Here is an 11,996-nt window from a genome sequence, read left to right on the forward strand (position 1 = left end):
TTATGGCAGTCAATACAGAAAAGAATGGCTATACTGTAATTTTTGCAGTGCTAATGGTTGTTGTTGTCGGATCGCTCCTTGCTTTTGTTGCGTCCGGCCTTAAGCCAATGATAGATGAGAACGTGCGCTTTGAAAAGCAACAGAACATCCTTTATGCCATGGGTGTCAATGAGAATGAAGGCGATGGAGATGTTTCTTTTGTGCCTACTTCCGAGGTAGAGGGCGCATTCTCAAAATACATCACCCAACAATTGGTATGGGACGGTTCCCAAGTGGTTGAAAGGGACAACGCCTATTTGATCAACGTAGAGAAGGCACTTGCTGAAGCCAAAAGCGGTGGAAACGCAGAACTTCCGCTCTTGGTCGGAGAAAAGGACGGTGAGAAATATTATATCATCCCTATGTACGGTAAAGGACTTTGGGATGCTATTTGGGGATACATGTCCGTTGGTGAGAATATGGAAATCAAAGGGGTCTTTTTTGATCACAAAGGAGAAACGCCCGGACTCGGTTCCAACATTAACCAACGTTTCTTTATGGATGACTTTAAAGGAGAATCCGTAATGGACGGGGATACTTACGAAGGTGTACAGGTGGCCAAAGGAAACAATGACCCCCTCAACGAAAATAAAGAAGACAATGAAGTGGATGCTTTGGCAGGTGCTACCATTACCGGAAACGGGGTAAGCGCCATGATCAAAGAGAGCTTGAAGCTTTACAAACCTTATTTACAAACTATTAGATCCAATTAATATGGCGCTACTATCAAAAAAAGATGCAAATCTTATAAAAGACCCGTTGGCCGATAACAACCCCATTACCATTCAGGTATTGGGTATCTGTTCTGCCTTGGCGATTACCGCAGAATTGAAAGCTTCGGTAGTGATGGCGATATCCGTATTGTTTGTAATGGGAGTAGGTAACGTGGTCATTTCATTGATCAGGAATATTATCCCTTCCAAAATCAGGATTATTGTCCAGTTGGTGGTTGTTGCCGCCTTGGTAATTATTGTGGATCAAGTGTTGAAGGCATTTGCTTACGACCTAAGTAAAACCTTGTCCGTATTTATTGGACTTATCATTACCAACTGTATTATTATGGGACGTTTTGAGGCATTTGCACTCGGAAACGGACCAAGAAGAGCTTTTCTTGATGGGATCGGAAACGCGTTGGGATATGGTGTGATCCTTGTAATCGTTGGTTTCTTTAGGGAACTTTTAGGTTCTGGTACATTGTTCGGAATCAAAGTTCTTGGAGACCCCATCGCCAAAACCGGATTGTACTCCATCGGATACGAGAACAACGGTTTTATGATCATACCGCCTGCAGCCCTGATTGTCGTAGGAATCATTATATGGGTGCAACGTTCCAGAAACAGGGCATTAATTGAAGAAGCATAAACTGAGGAAGCATGTTAGAGCATTTAGAATTATTTTTTAGATCAATCTTCGTAGACAATATGGTGTTTGCGGTCTTTTTGGGCATGTGTTCCTATTTGGCCGTATCCAAAAAAGTGACCACAGCTGTAGGTTTGGGGGCAGCCGTAATATTCGTATTGGGTGTTACCGTACCATTGAACTGGTTGTTGGACAAATATTTGCTTCAAGATGGAGCTTTGGTATGGTTGGGTCCTGAATATGCCGATTATGACCTAAGCTTTTTGTCCTTCATTCTTTTTATCGCAACCATCGCAACAATGGTTCAGCTAGTAGAAATTGTAGTGGAGAAATTTTCTCCATCCTTGTATAATTCCTTGGGTATCTTTTTGCCATTGATTGCGGTAAACTGTGCCATTCTTGGGGGGTCTTTGTTCATGCAGACCAGGGATATCCCTAACATCGGTTTGGCATTGAACTACGGAATCAGCTCTGGTATTGGTTGGTTCTTGGCTATTTTGGCCATTGCCGCCATCCGTGAAAAGATTCGTTACTCGAATGTGCCCGCACCCTTGCGTGGATTGGGCATTACCTTTATCATAACAGGTTTGATGGGAATCGGGTTCCAAAGCTTCGGTGGTATGCTTACCGGGGATAACGAACCACCAGAGGAGACCCAAAACACCACTGTGGAGACCCAAAAGGAAAAAGAAATTAAAAAAGAGATTGATGAAGACGAAAAAGCAATCTCTTATAACGAAGCCTTAAACAAATAAAAGATGATATTAGCCGCAAGTACCGGAGGTACTATCTTAATAACAGTAGTTGCATTTCTTGTTTTGTTGTTAGTGTTGGTGGCATTGTTGCTGTTCACTAAGGAAAAATTATCACCATCTGGCCCCGTGACCATTACCATTAATGGCGAAAAGGAGTTGGAAGTGGGTTCTGGTGGATCGTTGTTGTCCACTTTGGGTAATCAAAAAATATTCTTGCCATCCGCTTGTGGTGGTGGTGGTACTTGTATCCAGTGCGAGTGCCATGTGCTCTCCGGTGGAGGAGAGGCACTTCCTACGGAGACCCCTCATTTTTCCAAAAAGGAATTGCAAGAAGGAGCGCGTTTGGCCTGTCAGGTCAAAGTAAAGCAGGATATGGAAATTACGATTCCAGAAGAGGTGTTCGGTATCAAAAAATGGGATGCCAAAGTAGTGCGTAATTATAACGTGGCCTCTTTTATCAAGGAATTCGTAGTGGAAATTCCAGAGGATATGAACTACAAGGCTGGCGGATATATCCAAATTGAAATACCCCCCTGTGAGGTCAAATATTCGGATATCGATATCACCGCTCACCCGGAGGAGCATGAAACTCCAGATAAGTTCCAAGCGGAGTGGGATAAATTCAATTTGTGGCCATTGGTCATGAAGAACCCTGAGACGGTTGAGAGAGCCTATTCTATGGCTTCTTACCCTGCGGAAGGAAGAGAAATTATGTTGAATGTCCGTATCGCGACCCCACCATGGGATCGTAACAAGAATGGATGGATGGACGTAAACCCAGGTATTGCTTCCTCTTACATCTTTAGTTTGAAAGAAGGTGATCCTGTAACCATTTCTGGTCCGTTCGGTGAATTCTTTATCAACGAATCCGAAGCAGAGATGCTATACGTAGGTGGTGGTGCCGGTATGGCCCCGATGCGTTCCCACTTGTACCATTTGTTCAAGACGTTGAAAACGGATAGAAAAGTGACCTATTGGTACGGAGGACGTTCCAAGAGAGAGCTGTTTTACATCGACCACTTTAAGCAATTGGAGAAGGAATTCCCGAACTTTAAATTCTATATGGCACTTTCTGAGCCATTGGAAGAGGATAACTGGAAGGTGAAGAAAGATATCAATGATGAGGAAGGCGACGGATTTGTTGGATTTATCCACAACTGCGTTATCGATAACTACCTGAACCATCACGAAACCCCTGAGGACATCGAATTGTATTTCTGTGGACCCCCATTGATGAACAAGGCCGTTCAAAAAATGGGCGAGGACTTTGGTATTCCAGATGAGAATATCAGATTTGATGACTTTGGTGGATAAAAACCAAGATGATATAGCACCTCGAGCATTGTCGAGAGGGAATATAAAACCAAACCGATGCTCCCAGCATCGGTTTTTTTGTTAGGTATGGGAAGAGAATTAACAGAACAGGAACTTCATAACTTGGCCATGAACATTGTGGGCCGGGAACTGGAAGCGGATGGGTTTGAATTTATGGCCATCAACAGTAAACTCAAAAAGAACCCACAGTACGTTTGCCTTAAGGAGAAAGTCCTACATTTTATCGTGGTGCGCAACGTGGAATTTCCATTCAATCCCAGAGAATATGATAAGGAATTGATGCAGAAAGTCAAGAACCATGCAGAAAAGTTCGAGGCAAAAACCTACTTTGCGGGTGTGGGTCTTTCCAATGCGGCGGATAGGACCGAGCCGTTATATCTGAACGAGGAGTATGTGGTGGATTATCAAGGATTAATTGAAATATAGATGAAGCATAAACCGATTACCTTAGTGTTGATGGTGCTTTTTTTAGCAAGTTGTACACCCAAAGAGTACATCAAAAACCAATCTTGGGGCAATGCCTTGGGAACCACCTATTCCATCATTTATATTGCGGATGAGGAGTTGGACTACCAACAAGAAATTGATTCGGTGTTTCAGGTGCTTAACCAGTCCATGTCTACCTATATTCCTGATTCTGATATTTCGAAAATCAATGCTGGGGACTCCACCATTCAGGTAGATGATATGTTTAGGGAGGTTTTTCAGGTATCCAGTGAGGTCCATAAGGCTTCAAACGGTTATTTTGACCCTACCATCGGTGTTTTGGCAAACGCATGGGGCTTTGGACCAGGGGAGCAGATAGAGCTCGATAGCCTTCGTGTGGACAGCTTGTTGCAATATGTAGGATGGGAAAAAGTGAAACTGAATACAGATAATACCATAACTAAGGAACATCCATCCATTCGTTTCGATTTCAATGCAGTGGCCAAAGGTTATGCCATTGATCGATTGGGCGCTATGCTCGACCAAAAAGGCATTAAGAATTATCTCGTTGAAGTTGGCGGCGAAGTCTTGGCCAAGGGAACCAATTTGGTGTCCGGAAAGCAATGGACCGTAGGTATTGATGACCCCCAAGTGGAAACAGGTCGCCAGCTCAAGCAAATCGTTTCCCTGAAGGATGTGGCCATGGCATCATCTGGAAACTATCGAAAATTTAGGGTAGACCCAGAAACAGGCGAGAAGTTTGTGCATACCATCAACCCCAAAACTGGATATACCAAAAATTCCAATGTATTGGCCACCAGCGTCGTTGCTAAGACCTGTGCTTTGGCCGATGCTTATGCCACTACTTTTATGGCACTCGATTTGGAGGACTCAAAGGATGTACTTCAGAATCATGACGAACTTGAAGCCTATATCATCTATTTGGACAAAAATGGGGCAACACAAGAGTTTTTTACCCCTGGCTTTGAAGCCTTGGTCAAGCAATAATCACTTTTTTACCAGCGGGATGATTTCCCCCTTGGCCAAACGGTACTTTTCTACATCTTCCTTTGGAATTGTATTGGTGTAATCCACTTCTTCAACCTTGAAGCCTACACTACGAAGCTTATCAAAATAGTCCCTTCCGTAAATGCGTACATGGTCGTACTGACCGAAAATCCGTGCCCGTTCCTTTCGGTCAGTAATGGTATTGTCCTCAAAGGTTTGCTCTCTTTTCAGGTCCTGCGGAATTTGGAATATGCCCCAACCCCCCGGTTTCATCACACGGTATAGCTCCTGCATGGCTTTGGTGTCATCGGGGATATGCTCCAGCACATGGTTGCACAAGATGACATCAAACGTGTCGTCGTCAAAAGGTAAGTGGCAAATATCCGCTTTTACATCGGCCAATGGCGAATTCAGATCAGTAGTAGTGTAGGTAATATGGTCTAACCTTTTAAATCGCTGATAAAAGGCCTGCTCGGGTGCAAAGTGCAACAGCTTTATGGGCTTGGTAAAGAAGTCTGTCTCATTTTTGAGATAGAGCCACAAGAGTCGATGCCTTTCCAGGGATAAGGTAGAGGGGGAGAGGACGTTTTCACGAGGATTTTCGTATCCGTAAGGCAAAAACTTCCTGAAATTTTTTCCATCGATGGGGTCGGTATATGTTTTTCCCTTTAGGGAAAAGGCAATCAGCGGCCTCACCCAATAGCTCAATCGGATGAGTAAAGGACGAGGAATTAGATTCAGAAAATATTTAAATAGTATTGACACGAATTAAGTGGTTATTGCCTATGGTAAACTTTGCATGCAAAATGTCAGTTCGAGAACTGGAGTTTTTGTTCTGATACTTTAATTCTCGATACAATTTTTCTTCGTTTCACTCCTAAAAATCACTCGAATTGACAAATTTTATCAGAAACTCACTTAAAGCACCAACTTCTTACTGCGAAACTCATCCTCTTCATCACTGGTGATGCCCAAAGCTTCGTAAATGTATTGGAAAGTGGACAGCAGTTCTGGTTTTCCGTCAATCAGGGCAACATCGTGTTCAAAGTGAGCACTTGGTTTGCCATCGGCAGTCAAAATGGTCCAGCCATCCCTTAATTGCTTAATACGTTTGGTCCCCATGTTGATCATGGGCTCAATGGCAACCACCATTCCGTTGACAAATTTTTTGCCTCGTCCTCTTTTGCCATAATTGGGCATTTGCGGATCTTCATGCAGTTCACGGCCCAAACCATGGCCTACCAATTCCCGGACAACACCATAGCCGTGGTCTTCGGTATATTTTTGAATAGCATAGGCCACATCGCCTACGCGGTTCCCCAATTTGAATTCCCTTATTCCCAAGTAAAGCGATTCTTTGGTGACTTGGAGCAGTTTTTTGGTTTCTTCGTCTACCTCGCCTACTTCAAAGGTATAGGCATGGTCTCCATAAAAGCCATTTTTTAGCGCACCGCAATCCACAGAAATGATATCACCTTCCTTGAGGGGCTCATTTCCGGGAATACCATGTACCACTTGGGCATTAGGGCTCCAGTTGAGCGTGTTCGGAAAATCGTACATCCCTAAAAAGCCAGGTTCGGCTCCTTGTTCCCGAATGAAGTCCTCGGCCATTTTATCCAACTTCAAGGGGTTGGCACCGGGCTTTATTTCTTTGGCCAACATACCCAAGGTACGGGATACGACCAATGCGCTTTCGCGCATCAACTCAATTTCCTCTGCTGTTTTTACTTTGATCATGCGGCAAAGATAAATTGATTCTATCGATTTAGAGGTATTTGACCTAAACCAATGGTTTTTGTGTCATGGCTTCGGGTTGTGGAACGTTCAACATTTTTAGTATGGTTGGGGCAATATCCCCCAGAACGCCATTTTGTACTTCTTTGATGTCCTTGTCCACCAAAATCAGAGGAACTGGATTGGTGGTATGTGCCGTGTTTGGGCTGCCATCAGGATTGATCATGGTGTCGCAGTTACCGTGGTCGGCAATTACAATGGTGGAATAACCGTTTTCCAATCCGGCCGTAATAACGTCCTTCGCGCATTCATCAACCGTTTCACAGGCTTTAATGGCTGCTTCCATAACCCCGGTGTGGCCCACCATGTCTGGATTCGCAAAATTGAGGCATACAAAGTCGGCTTCCCCTTTTTTGAGCTCGGGAATGATGGCATCCCGAATGTCATAAGCGCTCATCTCTGGCTGAAGGTCGTATGTGGCTACCTTGGGTGACGGGCAAAGAATCCGTTGTTCGCCCATGAAAGGCTCCTCGCGTCCACCATTAAAGAAGAAGGTAACGTGCGGATATTTTTCGGTCTCGGCTATTCGAATCTGCTTTTTACCATGCTTGGCAAGGGTTTCACCGAGAGTGTCCTTAATGTTCTCTTTGTTGAAAATGATTTTGATGCCCTTGAAGGATTCATCATAATTGGTCATGGTCACATAATACAGGTCCAATTTGTGCATGTTCTGCTCGTGAAAGTCCATCTGGCTCAGGGCCTGCGTGAGCTCACGGCCCCTATCAGTCCTGAAATTAAAGAAAATGATGACATCACCATCCTTGATTTTGGCAAGCGGTTCGTTATTTGAGTCGGTCATGACCAAGGGCTTGATAAATTCATCGGTTACCCCTTCATCATAGCTCTTTTGCATGGCTTCCCCAATGTTTTGGGTTTTTTCGCCTTCGGCGTTTACGATCACGTCGTAGGCCATTTTTACCCGCTCCCAACGTTTGTCACGATCCATGGCGTAGTATCTTCCGATTACAGAAGCCAGTTTGGTCTTTTTGTCCGCACAAAATTGGTCCAAGTCCACCAAAAAGCCCTTTCCGCTTTTGGGATCTACATCACGGCCATCTGTAAAGGCATGAATATAGGCGTGCTCTACCCCGCTTTCATCGGCAGCTGTGATCAAAGCCTTTAAATGGTCGATATGGCTGTGCACCCCACCATCGCTCACCAATCCCAAAAAGTGGACGGGTTTGTTGTTGGTTTTGGCGTAGTCGAATGCATCTTTAAGGACCTGTTCGTTTTTTAAGGTGTCTTCTTTTACGGCTTTGTTGATTTTTGCCAGATCTTGATATACGATACGTCCAGCTCCCAAATTCATGTGCCCCACTTCGCTGTTTCCCATCTGTCCTTCGGGCAGCCCCACGTTCATGCCATCGGTGAGCAAGTCCGCATCTGGGTAGTTTTTATAGAGTGAATCAACGAATGGTGTGTTTGCTTTTTCAATGGCCGAAACATTTGGATCGGGAGATTTGCCCCAACCATCCAAAATCATAAGAATAACCTTTTTGTTCATAGTTGAAAGTTGTACTACAAAAGTAAAATGATCTCCTTGGATGCCCTAGCTTTTTGTTAAAATTATAATTGCGGAATTGTTAATTATTTTATGTTAAAATTGAAGGATAGTTAAAATTTAGTTATATAACTGTTAATCGTGTAACAGGACGGGTTTTTGAAAGTCTATTTTTATAACAAGTAAATTCATTAATCAAAAACATTCATCATGAAAAAAACAATTTTCACAGTGGCCGCATTTTCCATGTTGGCCCTGAGCGGCATTACTGCCAACGAACCTGTTACCACTAACAACACGGTCAACCTTGAAATGGTAGCTCCCGATGAACTCAGCGCTTTCTGCAAGGCGGTGATGCAAGGGGATGTGGACACTGTAAAAAAGTTTATCGAACTGGGGGAGGATGTCAACCAAAAATCTTTGGGAAGGGCTCCTATCCATTATGCCGCCAGGTACAACAAGGCGGAAGTTTTGAAGGTACTCATTGAAAATGGGGCCAACCTGAAAATGCGCTGCGATGGGGGGATGACCGCCATGAAGTACGCAAAAATGTCCAATGCAACTGAAGCTCAGTCCGTTTTGGAAACTGCTATGAAAAAATAGAAAAGGAGTTTATTCGTCGAACGAAAAAGGCCCTATCCAAACGGATGGGGCCTTTGCTCATTTTACATAATTATAGTGTCCTTGCAAAAGAGTGTGTCTCGCGGCTTAGAATTCAAAGCCTGTAAAAGCTCTGTACAAAAATGCGTAAAAGGCCATGAACAACATGACCGCGCAAAATATCGAATATCCCTTCAAGAAATATACGACAAAGCTAGGTTTGCAATCGTCAAACGCCTCTAAATAGAGATCTTTAAAGTGTACTAGTGTTCCCATATGTTCTCTCTTTTTACCGCATAAAAAGGTCAAGAGAACGCAGGTAGGATTCGGGTTTACTCAAAGATAAGGAATTAAAGACAGAATGCCTTTTTTATCGATAAACAGCCAATTCTATCGACCGGAATATTTTTCGATGGCCTCTTTTATTTTTTCTATCCTGTTTTCGGGGTCGGGATGGGTACTTTGGAACTCTGGTACCCTGTTAGGGCCTGCGGCCGATTTCAGGATTTCCATGACAGTGATCATCTCGGTGGGGTCGTACCCGGATTCAATCATAAAAAGGACACCCAGTTCATCACTTTCCAGCTCGTCGCCCCTTCCATTTTTCAGTAAGGTGTTCTGCCCAATCCCAGCGACCAGGTTCCCCATGTCTCCTCCAACGGAGGCTCCTGTGGCCAAGGTTTGCCAAAAACTGCTCTCAGCGATACGTTCGGCGGAATGTCTTCCCAGTACATGGCCTATCTCATGCCCCAAAACGCCTGCTAGTTGTGGTTCGTTCAGTTGGGAAAAAAGGGCGTAAGTGATAAAAATCTGTCCGCCCGGAAGTGCGAATGCGTTGATGGTGCTGTCATCGGCCAAAAGATGGAATTCGTACTGGTAGGGAGTCTCACGGGCCACACTGTTGTTTACCAGTTTGTTGCCAACGGCGTCCACCAACGCCTGTAGCTGTTCATCGGGGTAGAGCCCTCCGTGCTGTTGTGCCATTTGGGGTGCGCTTTGTAGCCCTATGGCAATCTCTTGCTCGGCCGTCATGTCAATGTTCTGCGTTCTACCGGTATAGGGGTTTTCCTCTTGGTTGCTGCAGCGGCGAATAAAGGCAAAGGCTACGATGGCCAAGCCGATAAGGATGCGTATCCTCCAACTTCCTCTTCTCATGGTGTAGTGTTCTAGCTAACGGAAGATACAAAAAAACGGTTATAGCAATACGGGGTTGATGTCCAAAATATTGTCCTGTATGTAGGTGCGTACAAACCTATTGGTAAAGTGTTCGATACCGAAGAAATCCTCTTTTTGGAGCAATTTCAGAATGTTCAACTTTCGGTATTCGGTGAGCATGGGAATGGAAAGAGGCGCGTAGCTGTAATGCCATGGCTCATATTTGAAGCCCCTTCGTCTAGGATTGTTGGTGTATACCAGATAGAATCCATATTTGGTCGAATTTTCATCCAACCACTGTTTTAAGCCTTCAAAAGGACCGCCTGCCTCAAATTTGTCGGCCTCAAGTACATCTCCGGAAACTTCTGGGAAGCCATCAATAATGTCGATATCCGTACCCCAATGATGCCTGCTCGTACCTGGAATGGTGGAGTACTCTATGATTTTGTCGATGGCATCCAAGGGTGTCATGCCATCTTCCTCGGTGAAGGCCAGATATTTCCGTTCCCAAATGGTCCGCTGCCGGAAAAAATCCCGGTAACTGGATACCATTTTGATGTCAAACCCGTCCGAATAGGCAGCTTTTTTCATTTCCAAGAAGGACTCATAAGCCTCTTTTCTAAGGTTGATGCCCTCACCAAACAACTCGATTTTGGCTTTCCCCATTAATTCTTCTGTGGAATAAATTGGGTCGAGAATCGTGGGAAGTAGAGGAGGAAGGGCACAGGCCAATCCAGAAGCCGAGGTGGTTTTGATAAAGTTTCTTCTTTTCATGAAAACGAATTTTGCAACAAGTTAAGAAGTATTTTTAATTCGTCTTTTGAAATATTTAGGACCTGTTCAAACTATCGGGCGATGTAAATATAACCGTTTACCTTACTGCCCGTATCTTTTAGGGTAAGGATGTAAAAATATACGCCACTGGGCAGTCCCTTATTCCGCTTAAAAACGGAGTTAACGTTCGAGATTCCATCAAATTCGTTGCGATAGTTGATTTTTGAGTAGACGAGTATCCCGTTTCTATTGTAAATATTTAGAATATTATTAGGGCTGTTTTCCGCATCAATAGGTCTAAAAGAATCGTTGGCGCCATCACCATTGGGTGTTAGTAAGTAGTTCTTGGATGCTAATGAAAGTGTTTCCAGGGCGTTCTCCATACCGGCCAAAGTGACCACGGCATATTGATTGGGAACAAATAGATCCGAAGTGATACTGCCGGATTCCAAATTACCCGTCACCGCGGTGTTCCCAAGATCTTCCCATTGTTGCGTACTTTTGTTCCACCCAACAATCCGAAGTTTTTGGGCATTATCGGAAAGCAGGCTTAGAAAACTGTCAGGGAACCATTTGATGGTGACTGTGGATGGGTACTCGCTTTCTACGGCCCAAAATTCAACATTGCTGATTTCGAGTTCTTCATTTTCTTTGCTGTTGGTGTTGAATTGTGCGTTAACGGATAAGGGATTGTTTGGGTCTTCGTGGAAGTAGGCGGACTTTGCCATAGCATTGGTTTGTGAAGACGCCAAGGTCAAACCCCTTAATCGGGTTCCATCACCTATGGGAAAGGTAAATAGCTCTTTATTGGTTATGCTGGCATACCCATTTATGTGGGAAGTGTTTGCTGCACCAATGTAGAATGCATCGTCCACAAAACCAATGGCAATGTTTGAGCTGTTTTTTGCGGTAATCAAGTCCCCTATCACAAAGTTGATATTGTTTCTCACCTGTAGTCCATTGGATAGCAATAATCCATTTTCAGCAAAGATTTCAAAATCAAAAAACGCAACAGGCTCCGAGCCCGAAACTTCCAACTCTTGTTCACCATAAAAACCCACTAACCCCAGGTTTTGGTCAAATGGTCCATTGTTGATGAGGTTTGTATGAAAACCGACCATACCATTTTCATGAACACGAAGGTTCCCAAAATTTTGGAGTGCATCCTGCGTCAGGCCTTTTTGAAATATCAGAAGCAAAAAAAGCATCACCCAGTTGTGGAAGGAGTAAGAGTTGGTATGAACGATTAT

At 44.1% G+C, this 11,996-nt stretch carries 14 protein-coding genes; 7 read left to right on the forward strand and 7 right to left on the reverse strand.

Annotated elements, in window-relative coordinates:
- Positions 1 to 2: 2 nt before the first annotated feature.
- The 6 genes from RBB12_RS10120 to RBB12_RS10145 all read left to right on the forward strand — a co-directional run bounded on the left by RBB12_RS10120 (position 3) and on the right by RBB12_RS10145 (position 4,922).
- Positions 3 to 752, forward strand: coding sequence for a Na(+)-translocating NADH-quinone reductase subunit C (locus tag RBB12_RS10120; protein WP_179385169.1), 750 nt, complete (start codon positions 3 to 5; stop codon positions 750 to 752).
- A gap of 1 nt (position 753) precedes the next feature.
- A complete protein-coding gene (locus RBB12_RS10125) occupies positions 754 to 1,401 on the forward strand; it encodes an NADH:ubiquinone reductase (Na(+)-transporting) subunit D (protein ID WP_179385168.1) in 648 nt (215 codons plus the stop codon).
- Between the two features lie 11 nt (positions 1,402 to 1,412).
- Positions 1,413 to 2,153: an NADH:ubiquinone reductase (Na(+)-transporting) subunit E gene (gene nqrE, locus RBB12_RS10130; RefSeq protein WP_306013548.1), complete on the forward strand. Its 741-nt coding sequence runs from the start codon at positions 1,413 to 1,415 to the stop codon at positions 2,151 to 2,153.
- A gap of 3 nt (positions 2,154 to 2,156) precedes the next feature.
- Entirely contained in the window at positions 2,157 to 3,467 is a 1,311-nt protein-coding gene (gene nqrF, locus RBB12_RS10135; protein WP_179385166.1) for an NADH:ubiquinone reductase (Na(+)-transporting) subunit F, read from the forward strand.
- A gap of 87 nt (positions 3,468 to 3,554) precedes the next feature.
- On the forward strand, positions 3,555 to 3,914 hold the full coding sequence (locus tag RBB12_RS10140; protein WP_306013547.1) for a Na(+)-translocating NADH-quinone reductase subunit F: 360 nt from the start codon (positions 3,555 to 3,557) through the stop codon (positions 3,912 to 3,914).
- Positions 3,915 to 4,922, forward strand: a complete 1,008-nt coding sequence (locus RBB12_RS10145) for an FAD:protein FMN transferase (RefSeq protein ID WP_306013546.1) — start codon at positions 3,915 to 3,917, stop codon at positions 4,920 to 4,922.
- Here the strand turns inward: RBB12_RS10145 and RBB12_RS10150 are convergent, their stop codons facing one another.
- The 3 genes from RBB12_RS10150 to gpmI form a co-directional block, all read right to left on the reverse strand.
- On the reverse strand, positions 4,923 to 5,687 hold the full coding sequence (locus tag RBB12_RS10150; protein ID WP_306013545.1) for a class I SAM-dependent methyltransferase: 765 nt from the start codon (positions 5,685 to 5,687) through the stop codon (positions 4,923 to 4,925). It lies immediately after the preceding gene.
- A 153-nt stretch (positions 5,688 to 5,840) separates the two neighbouring features.
- Positions 5,841 to 6,659: a type I methionyl aminopeptidase gene (map, locus tag RBB12_RS10155; RefSeq protein ID WP_306013544.1), complete on the reverse strand. Its 819-nt coding sequence runs from the start codon at positions 6,657 to 6,659 to the stop codon at positions 5,841 to 5,843.
- Between the two features lie 43 nt (positions 6,660 to 6,702).
- Entirely contained in the window at positions 6,703 to 8,220 is a 1,518-nt protein-coding gene (gene gpmI, locus RBB12_RS10160) for a 2,3-bisphosphoglycerate-independent phosphoglycerate mutase (RefSeq protein ID WP_306013543.1), read from the reverse strand.
- A 207-nt stretch (positions 8,221 to 8,427) separates the two neighbouring features.
- Here gpmI and RBB12_RS10165 point away from each other — a divergent pair, with 207 nt between their 5' ends.
- Positions 8,428 to 8,820: an ankyrin repeat domain-containing protein gene (locus RBB12_RS10165; RefSeq protein WP_306013542.1), complete on the forward strand. Its 393-nt coding sequence runs from the start codon at positions 8,428 to 8,430 to the stop codon at positions 8,818 to 8,820.
- Positions 8,821 to 8,925: 105 nt separating this feature from the next.
- On the opposite strand, the gene RBB12_RS16115 is transcribed toward RBB12_RS10165, so the two are convergent.
- The 4 genes from RBB12_RS16115 to RBB12_RS10180 all read right to left on the reverse strand — a co-directional run bounded on the left by RBB12_RS16115 (position 8,926) and on the right by RBB12_RS10180 (position 11,954).
- Positions 8,926 to 9,093, reverse strand: a complete 168-nt coding sequence (locus tag RBB12_RS16115) for a DUF6747 family protein (protein WP_306456993.1) — start codon at positions 9,091 to 9,093, stop codon at positions 8,926 to 8,928.
- A 114-nt stretch (positions 9,094 to 9,207) separates the two neighbouring features.
- Entirely contained in the window at positions 9,208 to 9,972 is a 765-nt protein-coding gene (locus tag RBB12_RS10170) for a M48 family metalloprotease (RefSeq protein ID WP_179385158.1), read from the reverse strand.
- Positions 9,973 to 10,011: 39 nt separating this feature from the next.
- A complete protein-coding gene (locus tag RBB12_RS10175; RefSeq protein WP_293283496.1) occupies positions 10,012 to 10,746 on the reverse strand; it encodes a M15 family metallopeptidase in 735 nt (244 codons plus the stop codon).
- A gap of 71 nt (positions 10,747 to 10,817) precedes the next feature.
- Positions 10,818 to 11,954, reverse strand: a complete 1,137-nt coding sequence (locus RBB12_RS10180; RefSeq protein ID WP_306013541.1) for a gliding motility-associated C-terminal domain-containing protein — start codon at positions 11,952 to 11,954, stop codon at positions 10,818 to 10,820.
- Positions 11,955 to 11,996 lie beyond the last annotated feature (42 nt).

This window comes from Allomuricauda sp. MMSF_3307 (assembly GCF_030733585.1).
In the GTDB taxonomy this organism is placed as follows: Bacteria; Bacteroidota; Bacteroidia; order Flavobacteriales; family Flavobacteriaceae; genus Flagellimonas.